Below are 14329 nucleotides of genomic sequence, written 5' to 3'. Positions count from 1 at the left end.
TTGATGAAGAGAGGCTTGAAGGTATGACGCGTGTGGCCGCCATTGACTGCGGTACCAACTCGATCCGGCTGCTGGTGGCGGATGCCGACCCCGCCACCGGGGAGTTCACCGAGCTCGACCGGCGGATGGAGATCGTCCGGCTCGGCCAGGGGGTCGACCGGACCGGGCGGCTCGCTCCCGAGGCGCTGGAGCGGACGTTCGCCGCGTGCCGGCAGTACGCGGCGGTGATCGCGGAGCACGGTGCGGAGAAGGTCCGCTTCGTCGCGACCTCCGCCTCCCGGGACGCGGAGAACCGGGACGACTTCGTCCGGGGGGTGCTGGACATCCTGGGCGTCGAGCCCGAGGTGATCAGCGGTGACCAGGAGGCGGAGTTCTCCTTCGCCGGGGCCACCAAGGAGCTCGCGGGGCGCGACGACCTCGCGAAGCCGTATCTCGTGGTGGACATCGGCGGCGGCTCGACCGAGTTCGTCGTCGGCGACGACCGGGTGCGGGCCGCCCGGTCCGTGGACATCGGCTGCGTCCGGATGACCGAGCGCCATCTCTCGCGGGACGGCGCGGTCATCGACCCGCCCACGCGGGACGCGGCCGACGCGATCCGCGCGGACGTCGCCGCCGCCCTGGACCTGGCCGGGCAGACCGTCCCGCTCACCGGGGCGGGCACGCTCGTCGGGCTGGCCGGCACGGTCACCACGGTGGCCGCGATCGCGCTGGGCCTGGAGGAGTACGACTCCTCGGCGATCCACCACTCCCGGGTCTCCCTGGAGCGGGTCCGGGAGATCGCCGGGCGGCTGCTGTCCTCGACCCACGCGGAGCGTGCCGCGATCGGCGCGATGCATCCGGGACGGGTCGATGTGATCGCCTCCGGGGCGCTGATCCTGCTGGCCGTCATGGAGCGGACCGGGGCCCGCGAGGTGGTCGTCAGCGAGCACGACATCCTCGACGGGATCGCCTACAAGGTGGCAGAAGCCGTTGAAGCAGGCCGAAAAAGTGACTGACCTGCGGTGATGAGCTGATGCGCAGTGTCCCCGGTACCTCTGACGGTACTGGGGACCGGCTGTGACCGGGGGTATGCGCCAGCTGTATTGCCCCATCGTGCAGGCCGTGATGCGAGAGTCTCCGGTATGGGCGCGATTGCTCACGTGGTGATCATTCGAGGGTGCAGCATCTTCTGCGGCGCATGGGTGAACAAGGCACGGCGGCGTAGATGGTGGTGCGTCCCACCTGCCTCAGATGTTGCGGTAGACGTCGCGCCGGTCGCCGATCTTGACGGCGAGAACGATGAGCTCACCATCTTCTACCTGGTAAGCGACCCGGTAGCTGCCGACCCGGAGCCGGTAGAGGTCAGAGAAGCCGGTGAGCTTCTTGATGTCGGCATCCTCGCGGTACGGATCGTCGCCGAGTGTGGTCAGCGCGGCCAGGATTCGCATGGCGGCAGGCCGGTCGATGGCGCGAAGCTGGCGCTGTGCCGCTGTGGTGAACCGGAACGCGTACTTCACGCCGCGCTTCCGGTGCGTTCGGTAAACAGGTCTGCCAGCAGCTCGGCCATGGTGACAGTCGGGCCTCCGCGGGCCAGGACCGCCTCGGCCTCCCGGGCCAGCAACACGTCGGCCGCTTCCTCCAGCGCGTTGAAATCCGCGATCGGCACCACGGCTGCCACGGGCATGCCGTTGCGGGTGATCACCGTGGGTGTGCCTTCCTCGGCGCGATTGATGTGGTCCGCCAGGTGTGCGCGCGCTTCTCGTACAGTCACAGTGCTCTCAGCCATGAGTGAAGTGTACGCAAAGTCGTGTACACATGCTGGTGGAGTTGGATTTCGAAGGCACGCCCGACGGGATTGGGCGGCCTCTCGTGTGGTGCGGCCCTGTGGGCGTGCCCCGGAGGGGCGGCGCCGCTCAGCGGCCTCCTGGGGGCTGCGCGCGAGGCCCGGGAGGCCGCGTGCGGGCGGGCGCGCAAACGTTGCTCATACGCACTCCTGCCTGCACCTCTGAGCCGCTCAGGGCCACCCGGGGGAGTCCTTCCGGGACACGCCGCGACGAAGTTCGTGAACTTCTTCACAAGGAATTGGGTCCCTGGGGGCGGACTTCTGCTCCGGACGGGCCCCCGGGAGCGTGTGCGGGGTCACTCGCGGCGCGAACGGGGCGGTTCCGGGGGTGTTGCGGGAGTGTGAACCGAGGGGGTGGTTCACCTCGCCCGGCGGATCAAGGGCCAGCTCACAAGCGGTGAACAACGTTCGCCACGGCGTTGTGGTTCCCTTCCGGGGCCATGACCTGGGTCACGTGGGCGGCGAAGTGTAGCAGAGGGTGGGCCATACCTTGTGAAGGGGCTCACGAGCTCACCCCCGGGAAGGGGTGGATACTCGATGGCATGAGCACCACGGAGCGTCCCAGGATCCTCGTAGTAGGCGGTGGGTACGTAGGCCTGTACGCAGCTCGGCGCATCCTCAAGAAGATGCGCTACGGAGAGGCGACCGTCACGGTCGTCGACCCCCGGTCGTACATGACCTACCAGCCCTTCCTCCCCGAAGCTGCTGCCGGCAGCATCTCGCCCCGGCACGTCGTCGTCCCGCTGCGACGCGTGCTGCCGAAGGCCGAGGTTCTCACCGGCCGCGTCACGACCATTGACCAGGACCGCAAGGTCGCCACGGTCGCGCCGCTCGTCGGCGAGGCCTATGAGCTGCCCTTCGACTACCTGGTCATCGCGATGGGCGCCGTCTCGCGCACCTTCCCGATCCCCGGCCTGGCCGAACAGGGCATCGGTATGAAGGGCATCGAGGAGGCCATCGGCCTGCGCAACCACGTACTGGAGCAGCTGGACAAGGCTGACTCGACGACCGATGAGGATGTCCGCCGCAGGGCGCTCACCTTCGTCTTCGTGGGCGGCGGTTTCGCCGGTGCGGAGACCATCGGTGAGGTCGAGGACATGGCCCGCGACGCGGCGAAGTACTACACGAACGTGAAGCGCGAGGACATGCGCTTCGTGCTCGTCGACGCCGCCGACAAGATCCTTCCCGAGGTCGGCCCGAAGCTGGGCACCTGGGGCCGGGAGCACCTGGAGTCCCGTGGTGTCGAGGTCTTCCTCTCGACCTCCATGGACTCCTGCGTCGACGGTCACGTGGTGCTGAAGAACGGCCTTGAGGTCGACTCCAACACCATCGTGTGGACGGCCGGCGTGAAGCCGAACCCGGCGCTGGCCCGCTTCGGCCTGCCGCTCGGTCCGCGCGGTCACGTGGACACCTCGGAGAAGCTCCAGGTGCAGGGCACCGACTACATCTGGGCCGCGGGCGACAACGCCCAGGTCCCGGACATGGTCGGCCGCAAGGCCGGCAACCCGAACGCCTGGTGCCCGCCGAACGCCCAGCACGCGCTGCGTCAGGCCAAGGTCCTCGGTGACAACGTCATCTCCGGGATGCGCGGCTTCCCGCAGGCCGACTACAGCCACGCCAACAAGGGTGCGGTCGCCGGTCTGGGCCTGCACAAGGGCGTCGCGATGATCGTCGTCGGCAAGATGAAGATCAAGTTCAAGGGCCGTCTCGCCTGGTACATGCACCGTGGCTACCACGGCATGGCGATGCCGACCTGGAACCGCAAGATCCGGATCTTCGCGGACTGGACGCTCGCGATGTTCCTCAAGCGCGAGGTCGTCTCGCTCGGCGCCATGGAGACGCCGCGCGAGGAGTTCTACGAGGCCGCCAAGCCGGCTCCGGCCCCCGCCGCCGCCCAGCCGGTGGCGGAGAAGGCCAAGGCCTCCTAGCGCGCCCCGGGCCGGGGGCCCAATACCTCCCGGTCCGCCCGCGGATACCCGTATCCGCGTACAGCAGTCGCACAACGCCCGAAGGGGCCGTCCGCCATCCGTGGTGCGGGCGGCCCCTTCGGCGTATCGGGGCGGGGCGGGGCGGGGCACGGTACAGGGGGAGCGGGGCCAGTGGCCCGGCGGATGCATGGTCCATACAGTTATTTTGCCGATCCATTGCGCGGTAGCGGGATGGCCCGGCCGCCGGAGACTGTTGTGGGGGGTGTACCTCGCCGCGGCGCCAACGGGTGCCGGGGCGTGGTCCGAGACATGTGTGGGCATGTCTGGGCACGTTGGGAAACACCATCACGGAGGTGTGCGCCATGGCAGACGCCGCGTTGCGGCTGACCGCTCTCGCCCAGGAGTTGCTGGGAGAACCCCTACCGGTCCGGATCCGGGCCTGGGACGGCAGCGAATCCGGACCGCCCGAGGCCCCCGCCCTCGTCTTCAGGAGCCGTCGCGCCCTGCGACGGCTGCTGTGGAAGCCGGGCGAACTGGGCCTCGCCCGCGCCTGGGTGGCCGGGGAGCTCGATATCGAGGGCGATCTGTACGAGGCCCTGGACCTGGTGGCCGGGCTGATCTGGGAACGCGGGGTCGAGGCGAAGGACAGCATCCACCCGGTCCGCGACCCGAAGGTGCGTGCGGCCGCCAAGGGGCTGCTGCAACTCGCCGGTCCGTGGCCGCCGCCCCCGCCGCCGCCGGAGGAGGTACGCCGCCGCACCGGCGCCCTGCACACCAAGCGCCGCGACAAGGAGGCCATCAGCCACCACTACGACGTGGGCAATGACTTCTACCAACTGGTCCTCGGCCCGTCCATGGTCTACTCCTGCGCCTACTGGGAGGACGGCGGCACCCTTGAGGACGCCCAGCGCGACAAGCTCGACCTGGTCTGCCGCAAGCTCGCGCTGAAGGAGGGGGACCGCCTCCTGGACGTCGGCTGCGGCTGGGGCTCCATGGCGATCCACGCCGCCCGCGAGTACGGCGCCCGGGTCACCGGCGTGACCCTCTCCACCGAACAGGCCGCCTTCGCCCGCAAGCGCATCGCGGAGGAAGGGCTGACCGACCGGATCGAGATCCGGGTCCAGGACTACCGGGACGTCAGGGACGGCCCGTACGACGCCATCTCCTCCATCGGAATGGCGGAACACGTCGGCGCGGTCCGCTACCGCGAGTACGCCGACGACGTCTACGCACTCCTCAAGCCCGGCGGGCGCCTCCTCAACCACCAGATCGCCCGCCGCCCGGAGAAGGACGAGTCCGCCTACCACGTGGACGAGTTCATCGACGCCTATGTCTTCCCGGACGGTGAGCTGGCCCCGCTGGGCCGGACCGTCGCCACCCTTGAGGAAGCCGGCTTCGAGGCCCGCGACGTCGAATCGCTCCGCGAGCACTACGCGCTGACCCTGCGCCGCTGGGTCGCCAACCTGGAGAAGGAGTGGCCGCGCGCGGTGAAGATGACCTCGCCCGGCCGGGCCAGGGTCTGGCGCCTGTACATGGCCGCCTCCGCGCTCTCCTTCGAGCACAACAAGATCGGCGTCAACCAGATCCTGGCCGTGCGGCCGGCGGAGGGCGGAGCCGCCCGGATGCCGCTGCGCGCCCGCGACTGGAAGGCGTCCGCGACCGGCTGAGCCGTGCACACACGCGTGGGCCGGTATCCGCGGTTGCGGATACCGGCCCACGCGTGTGTGTGCCGTCCGGCGCTACTCGGTCTTGATGGCCGTCAGCATGTTGAGCTTCGCGGCGTTGCGGGCCGGCCACATCGCGGCCAGCACCCCCACCAGTCCGGCCAGCAGCAGGAAGAGCGCGATCCGGCCCCACGGCACGACCAGCGCGTACTGCGGGATGGAGGACGAGGCGGCGTTGCCGATCGCCCAGCCGAGGAACAGGCCGAGCCCGATACCGACCAGCGCGCCGAACACCGAGATGACCACGGCCTCCAGCCGGATCATGCGCTTGACCTTGCGCCGGTCCAGGCCGATCGCCCGCAGCATGCCGATCTCCTGCTGCCGCTCGAACACCGACATGGCCAGGGTGTTGACGACCCCGAGCACCGCGATGATCAGGGCCATCGCCAGGAGCCCGTACATGATGTTCATCATCAGGTTGATGGTGCCGCCGAACATGTCCCGGATGTCCTGGCGGTCCATGACGCTCATGCCCGGGTTGTCGCCCAGCGCGTCCACCACCGACTTCTCGTTGGCCGCGCTAGCGCCGCCGTCCGTCTTCACCCAGATCTCGCGGATGTCCGCACGCCCCTCGTGCGGGGCGACCTTCTCGCGGGGGATCAGGACCGGCGACAGGAACTCGTTGTCCTTGTAGAGCGCCCCGACCTTCAGGTTCTCCTTCTTGTGGTCCTCGTACGTGACCGGGACGCTGTCCCCGGTCTTCCAGCCGTTCGACTTCGCGGTCTTCTCGGAGACGGCGATCGTGCCGCCGCCCAGGGAGTCGATCGAGCCCGAGGTGGTGTCGATGCTGAAGACCTTCTGCACATCGCCGGGGGTGACGCCGGACGCCGACAGATTGGCCTTGCCGACCGTCAGCCAGACGGACTGCTGGGGCGAGACGGCGGTGACGCCGTCGGCCTTCTCCAGGGCCGTGAGCGCCGACTCGTCGAGCGAGTCCCCGCTCGCCATCGACACCATGTAGTCGGCCCTGACGTTGTCCGTCGTCATCCGGTCGACCGCCTGGCCGAGCGTGACGCCGAGGACCGAGATGCCGGTGACCAGGGTCAGGCCGATGGCCAGCGCGGAGGCGGTGGCACCGGTGCGCCGGGGGTTGCGCACCGCGTTCTGCGCCGCGAGCTTGCCGGAGACCCCGAACAGCCGTCGCAGCAGCGGGCGGAGCAGGGCGATCACCGGACGGGACAGCAGCGGGATGAGGATGATGATGCCGATCAGCGCCAGGAAGGCACCGGCCGCGATGGCGGCCTGGGCCGAGTTGCCGGACCGCGCCGCACCGGCCACGACCGCCGCCGCGCCGAGCAGGGTGATGACCGCGCCGATCGAGTTGCGCACCACCAGGGACTTCACGGTGGCCACCGCGTACTGGCTGTTCATCGCCGCGACCGGCGGGATCTTCGCGGCCCGGCGGGCGGGCAGCCAGGCGGCCAGCACGGTGATCACGACGCCGACCCCGAGGGCGGCGACGACCGTGCTCGGCGCGACCACCAGCGGACCGGCCGGGATCTTGCCGCCGATCAGGCTCATCGCGGAGCGCAGCCCGACGGCGAGGCCGAGGCCCACCGCGAAGCCGATGACGGACGCGACCAGACCGACCACGGCCGCTTCGAGCAGCACCGAGCGCTTGACCTGACGGCGCGAGGCGCCGACGGCACGCAGCAGCGCCAGCTCCTTGGTGCGCTGCGCGACCAGCATGGTGAAGGTGTTGGCGATCAGGAAGATGCCGACGAACAGGGCGATGCCCGCGAAGCCGAGCAGCAGCTTGTTGAGGCTGCTCAGGCCGGACTCGATGTCCTTGGCCTGCTCATCGGCGCGCACCTGGCCGGTCTTGGCCTCCGCGTCCTTGGGCAGCAGCGGCTTCACCGCGGCCAGCACCTGCTGGTCGGAGGCGCCGGGGGCGGCGGTGACGGAGACGTCCTGGAACTCGCCGGGCCGCAGGAACAGCTTCTGGGCGACGTCGGTGTCGAAGAGGACCAGGCTGCCGCCGGCGTTGACCGCGCCGTCCTCCGTGGTGAAGACCCCGGACAGGGTGTACTCCTTCACCGGACCGTTCGTGGCGACCCGGACCGTGTCACCGACCTTGTACTCGCCCTTCTTCGCGGTGTCCTCGTCCAGGGCGATCCGGCCGTCCGAGGCCGGTCCCGTGCCGTCGGTGAAGGCGTACTGAGCGTCCTTGCCGCCCTTGCCCGGGGCGAAGTTGGCGCCGGTGTTGGACCAGCCGTTGCCGATCAGCTTGCCGTCCGGGTCCGCGACCCCGGCGAAGCCGGAGACCCGGCCGGTGGCGCTCTCGACCCCGTCCAGGGCGCGGATCTTCTTCAGGGTGGCGGCATCCACCCCGCGCGACTCCGCGTCGCGCTGGTCGGCGTCGGTGGTGACCGCGACGGCGACGTCGTCGTAGTTCTTGGCCGACTGGTTGCGGAAGGCGTTTCCGAGGGTGTCGGTGAAGACCAGGGTGCCGGAGACGAAGGCCACGCCGAGCATCACGGCGAGGACGGTCATCAGCAGCCTGGCCTTGTGCGAGAGCACATTGCGCAGGGCGGTACGGAACATGGCTGTGTCCTGGAGGGAGGGGTTCCGGAAAGGGGCACGGTTCGGGCGTCGCACGGCGCGGGGCGGTGCGACGTCGGGGCCGGGGCTGCGGCCCGGGGGCTCAGCTCAGCTGGTGCGCCCCTTGGCGTCGAACGCCTTCATCCGGTCCAGCACGCCGTCCGCGGTGGGGTGCATCATCTGGTCGACGATCGCCCCGTCCGCGAGGAAGATGACCCGGTCCGCGTAGGAGGCGGCCGCCGGGTCGTGGGTCACCATGACGACGGTCTGGCCCAGCTCGCGCACCGAGTTGCGGAGGAAGCCGAGGACCTCGGCGCCGGAGCGCGAGTCCAGGTTGCCGGTCGGCTCGTCACCGAAGATGATCTCCGGCTGCGAGGCCAGGGCGCGGGCCACCGCGACGCGCTGCTGCTGGCCGCCGGAGAGCTCGGTGGGCCGGTGCTTGAGACGGTCGGTGAGGCCCACCATCTCGATGACCTTGTGCAGCCAGTCCTGGTCGGGCTTGCGGCCGGCGATGTCCATCGGCAGCGTGATGTTCTCCAGCGCCGTCAGCGTCGGCAGCAGGTTGAACGCCTGGAAGATGAACCCGATCTTGTCCCGCCGCAACTGGGTGAGCTGCTTGTCCTTGAGGGACCCCAGCTCCGTCTCCCCGATCCGCACCGATCCGCTGCTGAAGCTGTCGAGCCCGGCCACGCAGTGCATCAGCGTGGACTTGCCGGAACCCGACGGGCCCATGATCGCGGTGAACTCGCCCTGCGGGAAGTCCACGGTGACCCGGTCCAGCGCGGTCACCCTGGTCTCGCCCTCTCCGTAGACCTTCGACAGTTCCGTGGCGCGGGCAGCCACCGCGGTGGCGCGGTGAGCGGTGGTCATGGTGGTCACGGGAGGCTCCAGGGTGGGGTGCGTACGGGACGGGGGACGTGCGGTCGGGGACGTTCGGTCCGGTGGACCGTTCGGTCCGGGTGACCGTTCGGTCCGAGGCCCTGAGGCAGGCACCGCGTGACGCGGCGCCCTCCTCGGAGGCACTGCTCCATCGTCTCCGCCGTCTCGCCGCGGATCGTCACTCCCGGTGCCCGTTCCCGGGGCCGCCTTGAGTCGCACCGAAGGGCGTCCGCGTCCTCCTGCGGTATGACACCGACCCCGAGGCGGGGACGCCGCCGGAGGGGGTACAGCACCGTGTTCATGATCACAGACAGGGCCCCGGCGGACCGGAGCCCCCGGGCGGGCACCCCGTCCCGCGCCCCGTCCCACGCCGTGTGAACGACCCCGTCGGCCGGCAGGGGTGGCGCGCCCCTGGCGATCCATGGCGCGCCCCTGGCGAATCGGCTGTGTGGGTGCGGCGAATTCACGTCAATTCGGATTGCCGGTCGCCGCGCTCACAACCCGGGCAGGCGTGTGACTATGCCTCTCGGGTGTGCTGACGCACCCTCAAGCGGTCAATAAAATAAGACAACATCGAGCCACTGTTCGGGTGATGGGGGGAGCCCCCCGGATAGGGTCATGTGCCAACGCAGAGCGGCGACAAGCCCGGATGGTGGAATGCAGACACGGCGAGCTTAAACCTCGCTGCCCCTCGGGGGCGTACCGGTTCAAGTCCGGTTCCGGGCACCACCGCGATCTCATCCCTGGGGGGCCGGCCGGCGATAATCCGTTCGAGGATTTCCGGCGTCGTTCGAGGATTCCGGCGTCGGCAGGGGATTCCGGTTTCGGGGCGAGCGGACGGCCGTCGAGCGCACTGCGTCACCGTTCATGGGCAACACTCGTACGGACCTACTTCAGCGGGGCGTCGGCCAGCCTCCCGGCGACTCCGGGGCGGCAGTGGATGATCATGCCCTTCCGGTCCGTCACCACGAGCGGCATGCGCGTGCGCGATCACATCGCCGCTGGAGGATGCCCGCATGTTCCGTCCGCTGCGCGCCGCGATGTCCTCGGCACGGGGTGAGACGGACCACGACGACAGCATCGCCATCCGTACGCCCGCCAACCGTGACGTCGTCCTGGCGACCCTGGCGACGACGGCCGTGGTGGTCGTCTTCGGTCTGCTGACCGGGACCGCGGTGCTCCTCCTCGGGCTGCTGGTGTTCCTGCCGGCGTTCGCCGCCGGTCTGTGCAGCCCGGGTCAGACGGCGCTGGTCTCCGCCTGGGTGGGCCTCGTCGTCGTCGAGCCCGTGATCTTCCAGCACGGTGAGAGGATCCTCGACCGGGTGATCCTGCTGCTGTTCGCCGTCAGTTTCGGCGCGCTGGCCGTCTTCGGTGCCCGGATGCGCATCGTGCGCGAGGACGCCCTGGTGCGGCTGCGGTCGACCGCGGCGGCGATGCAGCGGCAGATCCTGCGGCCGTTGCCGCTGCTCACCGACGACGTGCTGGTGGACGGCGTGTACGAGCCGCTCCAGGAGGACAAGCTCGTCGGCGGCGACATCTACGACGTGGCGGCCACTCCTTGGGGCACCCGGGTCCTGATCGGTGATGTCCAGGGGAAGGGGCTGGCCGCCATCGGGATGGCCATCGACGTGGTGGGGGCGTTCCGGGAGGCCGCCCACCGGGAGCCGACGGTGACCGCGCTGGTCGACGCGCTGGAGGCGGCGGTGGTCCGGCACAACGACTACGCCGGACAGCGCGGCGAGCCCGAACGGTTCGTCACCGCGCTCGTGCTGGGGGTGGACGCGGGCACCGCCGACACCCAGGTCGTCGGGTGCGGCCACATCCCGCCCTACCTGCTGCACCAGGGTGCCGTCACCGTCGTCGGCGCGGGCGACGAGCACGTACCGCTGGGTCTGGCGGCTCTGGTCGACGAACCGCGCACGGTGGCGTGGTTCGCCTTCCCCGCCGGGGCCACGCTGCTGCTGTGCACCGACGGCCTGACCGAGGCCCGTTCGCGCGAGGGCGCCTTCTATCCGCTGGAGGAGCGTCTCGGCGGCCGCGTCGACATCACCGCGGGCCGGCTGGTCGGTTCGCTCGTCGACGACGTGCGGGACTTCACCGCGGGGGTGCAGCAGGACGACCTGGCGGTCCTCGCGGTACGCCGGGCGCCGCACGGGGCGGAGTAGGCAGGGCCTACTCGGCCGTCGCGGCGCGGGCGGCCGGTGCCGGGCGGTCCCAGGTGCGCCGGGTGAGGGCGCAGACCGCGGCGCCCAGGGCGAAGCCGTAGACCGACACCAGGCCGTGGCCGTTGGACTGGGCGAACCAGACCGCCAGGCCGAGCACCGGTACGCCGGCCGCCAGCAGGGCCTCCTTCGGGCGCTCCCGGCCGGGGCTGCGTTCCGCAGTGCCGCGTTCGTCGGTGCTGCGTCCGGCGCCGCGTCCGGTGCGCAGGACGCGCAGGAGCAGCGCCGCGGACAGGGTCGCGGCGAGGAAGTACGTGGCGCCGGAGCTGCCGGCGAAGTTGCGGGGGTCGGTGCTGTGGCCGCTCTCGCCGAACAGGGTGTCGACGTACCCGGGCAGCAGGATGCCGGCGAGGAACAGGCCCAGCGTGAGGGGCGTGCCCCAGAACCAGTCGGCCAGGGCGGCGATGACGGCGAGGGTGGCGATGTTCCACGCCCCGCCGAGCAGGCCGCCGTTCTGCATGAACGTCGAGGTGACGATCCGCCACCAGCCGGACCTGGCCGGGTCGCTGTCGAACGCGTCCATCGCGCCGGACCAGCAGAGCTGGGTGATCACCCCGGCGACGGCGACCGAGGTGAGCCCCACCGCCGCCCACGGGATGCGGCGTCCTCGCAGGGTGCCCTGGCCCAGCAGGGTCAGTCCGCCGTTGAGCATCAACATCATCAGTGCCGCCGTGGTCACGTTGAACAGCAGTCCGCCCATCGTCACCACCCCCCTTCAAACGCTGTTTGATTCCCGTCGGTGATGACAGTAGACGTGTCTCCGGCAGTTTTCAAACGATGTTCGAAAGTCGGCTACAGTGGGTTCCATGAAGCTGAGCACCGACCGGATCATCGAGGCGGGCATGGCGGTGTTCGCCGAAGCCGGCTACCACGGGCTGTCCATGCGACAGGTGGCGAAGCGGCTCGACGCGCACGCCGGCAGCATGTACTACCACGTGCCCAACAAGAGCGCCCTGCTCCAGCTGATGGCCGACCGGCTGGCCCAGCAGGCGTACGACGCGGGCACCGCCGCCCTGGCCGCACTGCCCGAAGGGGCCGGCTGGCCGGAGCGGGTCGAGGCCCAGGCCGTCTCGCTCCGGCGGAGCCTGCTGAGGCACCCAGGCGGCGCGGTCATGTTCGCGGACAGCCCCAAGGTGCTCAGCACCGGAGCGCTCTCCCTCATGGAGCGGCTGCTGCGGACACTGAAGGATGCCGGTATCCGGGACGAGCACCTGGGTATCGCCGGTGACGTGGTGCTCAGTCACATCACCGGGTACGTCCTCCAGGAGCAGGGCGAGCCGCCCGCCATCGAGGTCGGCCCCGAGGATGTCGCCGAACTCCACCGGCGCTTCCCGCTGACCGTGGCGGCGGCCGGCGGGGATCAGGAGGAGAAGTTCATCCGCAGCGTGCGGCTGCTCTGCGCCGGAATCGGGGCGCTGGACGAGTCGGGGTCGGCGGCGGCCGCTCGACCCGCCCGGTCACCCTCCGGTGATCATGGCTGACGCACTGTGGACATCGGGTCGGGGCTGTGGAGAATGGACCTCCTCATACGGACGTACTGGGGGGTCACGTGAGCGTTGTGTCGATCGGCGGGTTAGCGCTGATAGTTGTCATCGTGCTGGCCTATTTCGTGCCTACTGTCGTCGCTTTCACGCGAGGGGTGTCGAACAGCGGCTCCGTGTTCGTGCTGAACCTGTTCCTCGGCTGGACCGTGGTGGGCTGGGTCGTGGCGCTGGCCATGGCGGCGCGCAGCACCGAGCCGCGCACGCGGATGTGAGTCACCGCCCCGGTCCTGGTGTTGGTGCTGTTGGTGTTCGTGCTGGTGAGGCGACGCTTGCGACGGGCGCTCCGGAGGGCCTGTTCGCCGGACGTGTGCGGGAGGCTCCGGAGGCCTCCCGCACACGTCCGGCGGTGCCTCCCGTTATCCGTACATGCCGACCTGGTAGTCACCGGCGGGCTGCTGGGTGATCACGTTCAGCCGGTTGAAGGTGTTGATCACGGCGATGACGCAGACCAGGGCGGCGAGCTGGTCGTCGTCGTAGTACTTGGCGGCGTTCGCCCAGACCTCGTCCGGGACGCCACCGGCCGCGTCCGCGATGCGGGTGCCCTGCTCGGCCAGTTCCAGGGCGGCGCGCTCGGCGTCGGTGAAGACGGTGGCCTCCCGCCAGGCCGCGACCAGATTGAGGCGCACCGCGGTCTCCCCGGCGTGCGCGGCCTCCTTGGTGTGCATGTCGATGCAGCCGGCGCAGCCGTTGATCTGGCTGGCACGGAGCCTGACCAGCTCCTGCGTCGCGAGCGGCAGCGTCGACTCCGCGAGCGCGCTGCCTGCCGCGATGATGTGCTTGAGGGCCTTGCCCGCGACCGGGCTTTCGAGGAGCTTCAATCGGGCGTTCATGGTGCACTCCCTTGCGGTTTTTGGTGCCTGTACCTCTTTGACCGATCAGCCCGGCACGATGTGACAGCGGTGACTGTGACCTGCGTCTCACTGTCGCGCATCCCGCTCGTTTCCGGGCAGTCACGAGCGCCGCCAGTCCTCCGCCTAGACGGCTCCGCAGCGGATCGGGTTCTTCCAGCCGTTGCTGGTGGCCTGCTTGGGATAAGCGGTTGGCCGAGGATCGCGCGCCTGGCAGATTTGGGCCCATGACCGCGACGGGCCACAAGCGAGACCTTCACCTGTATCTGCAGGACGCCCGCGACACCTTCCTGTGGAAGCTCGAAGGGGCCTGCGAGTACGACATCCGGCGCCCGCTGACCCCCACCGGCACCAACCTGCTGGGGCTGGTCAAGCACGTGACCGGGGCCGAGGCGTTCTACCTCGGTGCCGCCTTCGGCCGGCCGGTCGAGGCGCCGGAGCTCTGGATCGCGGGTGACGCCGAGCCGAACGGGGGTCTGTGGGCCACGGCCGACGAGTCGCGTGCGGAGATCGTCGAGGGGTACCGCCGGGTGTGGGCCCACTCGGACGCGACGATCGACTCGCTGGAGCTGGACGCCGTCGGCCGGCTCCCCGGGGGAGCGGGAACCGAGCTGACGCTTCACCGGATCCTCGTCCACATGGTCGCCGAGACGCAGCGGCACGCCGGGCACGCCGACATCGTCCGGGAGCTCGTCGACGGGACCACGGGCCTGCGCGCCGGGAGCGACAACATGGCCTCCGGCGACGCGGCGTGGTGGGCGGGCCACCGGGACCGGGTGGAGCGCGCGGCCCGGCAGGCCCCGGACGCGCCGAGGGCCTGA

Annotated in this window: 13 protein-coding genes and 1 tRNA gene; 8 read left to right on the top strand and 6 right to left on the bottom strand. The window is 70.2% G+C overall.

The features are described from left to right. The first annotated feature begins 23 nt into the window (after positions 1-23). A complete protein-coding gene (locus tag ACZ601_RS26640) occupies positions 24-995 on the top strand; it encodes a Ppx/GppA phosphatase family protein (protein ID WP_469542401.1) in 972 nt (323 codons plus the stop codon). A gap of 231 nt (positions 996-1226) precedes the next feature. Here the strand turns inward: ACZ601_RS26640 and ACZ601_RS26635 are convergent, their stop codons facing one another. Beyond that, positions 1227-1496, bottom strand: a complete 270-nt coding sequence (locus ACZ601_RS26635; RefSeq protein WP_469542398.1) for a type II toxin-antitoxin system RelE family toxin — start codon at positions 1494-1496, stop codon at positions 1227-1229. After that, positions 1493-1765: a type II toxin-antitoxin system Phd/YefM family antitoxin gene (locus ACZ601_RS26630; protein ID WP_469542396.1), complete on the bottom strand. Its 273-nt coding sequence runs from the start codon at positions 1763-1765 to the stop codon at positions 1493-1495. Before ACZ601_RS26630 ends, ACZ601_RS26635 begins: the two co-directional genes overlap by 4 nt. 599 nt (positions 1766-2364) lie before the next feature. Between ACZ601_RS26630 and ACZ601_RS26625 the strand changes: the two genes are divergently transcribed. Together ACZ601_RS26625 and ACZ601_RS26620 are read left to right on the top strand one after the other, a co-directional pair. Continuing rightward, on the top strand, positions 2365-3750 hold the full coding sequence (locus ACZ601_RS26625) for an NAD(P)/FAD-dependent oxidoreductase (protein WP_440579102.1): 1386 nt from the start codon (positions 2365-2367) through the stop codon (positions 3748-3750). A 362-nt stretch (positions 3751-4112) separates the two neighbouring features. After that, positions 4113-5417: a class I SAM-dependent methyltransferase gene (locus ACZ601_RS26620; RefSeq protein ID WP_469542393.1), complete on the top strand. Its 1305-nt coding sequence runs from the start codon at positions 4113-4115 to the stop codon at positions 5415-5417. 72 nt (positions 5418-5489) lie between these two features. Here ACZ601_RS26620 and ACZ601_RS26615 read toward each other — a convergent pair whose 3' ends face one another. Both ACZ601_RS26615 and ACZ601_RS26610 read right to left on the bottom strand, forming a co-directional pair. Further along, positions 5490-8018 (bottom strand): ABC transporter permease, encoded by a 2529-nt coding sequence (locus tag ACZ601_RS26615; RefSeq protein ID WP_469542391.1) that lies wholly within the window; start codon positions 8016-8018, stop codon positions 5490-5492. Positions 8019-8123: 105 nt separating this feature from the next. Beyond that, a complete protein-coding gene (locus ACZ601_RS26610; protein ID WP_440575344.1) occupies positions 8124-8894 on the bottom strand; it encodes an ABC transporter ATP-binding protein in 771 nt (256 codons plus the stop codon). Between the two features lie 643 nt (positions 8895-9537). Here ACZ601_RS26610 and ACZ601_RS26605 point away from each other — a divergent pair. Both ACZ601_RS26605 and ACZ601_RS26600 read left to right on the top strand, forming a co-directional pair. Next, positions 9538-9623, top strand: a tRNA-Leu gene (locus tag ACZ601_RS26605). 287 nt (positions 9624-9910) lie between these two features. Then, positions 9911-11059: a PP2C family protein-serine/threonine phosphatase gene (locus ACZ601_RS26600; protein WP_469542388.1), complete on the top strand. Its 1149-nt coding sequence runs from the start codon at positions 9911-9913 to the stop codon at positions 11057-11059. Positions 11060-11066: 7 nt separating this feature from the next. Here the strand turns inward: ACZ601_RS26600 and ACZ601_RS26595 are convergent, their stop codons facing one another. Beyond that, the gene (locus ACZ601_RS26595; RefSeq protein ID WP_469542386.1) at positions 11067-11816 is read right to left on the bottom strand and encodes a hypothetical protein; all 750 of its coding nucleotides are present in this window, start codon (positions 11814-11816) and stop codon (positions 11067-11069) included. A gap of 106 nt (positions 11817-11922) precedes the next feature. On the opposite strand from ACZ601_RS26595, the gene ACZ601_RS26590 reads away from it, so the two are divergent. After that, on the top strand, positions 11923-12597 hold the full coding sequence (locus ACZ601_RS26590) for a TetR/AcrR family transcriptional regulator (protein WP_469542384.1): 675 nt from the start codon (positions 11923-11925) through the stop codon (positions 12595-12597). A gap of 68 nt (positions 12598-12665) precedes the next feature. Beyond that, positions 12666-12872 carry a superinfection immunity protein gene (locus ACZ601_RS26585; RefSeq protein ID WP_440575340.1) on the top strand — a complete coding sequence of 69 codons (207 nt, stop codon included), beginning with the start codon at positions 12666-12668 and terminating at the stop codon, positions 12870-12872. Positions 12873-13016: 144 nt separating this feature from the next. On the opposite strand, the gene ACZ601_RS26580 is transcribed toward ACZ601_RS26585, so the two are convergent. After that, on the bottom strand, positions 13017-13490 hold the full coding sequence (locus ACZ601_RS26580) for a carboxymuconolactone decarboxylase family protein (protein WP_469542380.1): 474 nt from the start codon (positions 13488-13490) through the stop codon (positions 13017-13019). Positions 13491-13735: 245 nt separating this feature from the next. Here ACZ601_RS26580 and ACZ601_RS26575 point away from each other — a divergent pair, with 245 nt between their 5' ends. Further along, the gene (locus ACZ601_RS26575; RefSeq protein ID WP_469542378.1) at positions 13736-14329 is read left to right on the top strand and encodes a DinB family protein; all 594 of its coding nucleotides are present in this window, start codon (positions 13736-13738) and stop codon (positions 14327-14329) included.

This window comes from Streptomyces sp. NPDC104307, assembly GCF_055584045.1.
The sequence above is the reverse complement of the archived record's forward strand: the minus strand, read 5'-3'. Positions and strand labels throughout refer to the sequence as shown.

Bases quoted from the DNA above. Each gene is read 5' to 3' on its own strand.
- ACZ601_RS26590 (WP_469542384.1), top strand. From the start codon at position 11,923: ATGAAGCTGAGCACCGACCGGATCATCGAGGCGGGCATGGCGGTGTTC.
- ACZ601_RS26640 (WP_469542401.1), top strand. From the start codon at position 24: ATGACGCGTGTGGCCGCCATTGACTGCGGTACCAACTCGATCCGGCTG.
- ACZ601_RS26625 (WP_440579102.1), top strand. From the start codon at position 2,365: ATGAGCACCACGGAGCGTCCCAGGATCCTCGTAGTAGGCGGTGGGTAC.
- ACZ601_RS26575 (WP_469542378.1), top strand. From the start codon at position 13,736: ATGACCGCGACGGGCCACAAGCGAGACCTTCACCTGTATCTGCAGGAC.
- ACZ601_RS26630 (WP_469542396.1), bottom strand. From the start codon at position 1,765: ATGGCTGAGAGCACTGTGACTGTACGAGAAGCGCGCGCACACCTGGCG.
- ACZ601_RS26620 (WP_469542393.1), top strand. From the start codon at position 4,113: ATGGCAGACGCCGCGTTGCGGCTGACCGCTCTCGCCCAGGAGTTGCTG.
- ACZ601_RS26600 (WP_469542388.1), top strand. From the start codon at position 9,911: ATGTTCCGTCCGCTGCGCGCCGCGATGTCCTCGGCACGGGGTGAGACG.
- ACZ601_RS26615 (WP_469542391.1), bottom strand. From the start codon at position 8,018: ATGTTCCGTACCGCCCTGCGCAATGTGCTCTCGCACAAGGCCAGGCTG.
- ACZ601_RS26595 (WP_469542386.1), bottom strand. From the start codon at position 11,816: ATGGGCGGACTGCTGTTCAACGTGACCACGGCGGCACTGATGATGTTG.
- ACZ601_RS26580 (WP_469542380.1), bottom strand. From the start codon at position 13,490: ATGAACGCCCGATTGAAGCTCCTCGAAAGCCCGGTCGCGGGCAAGGCC.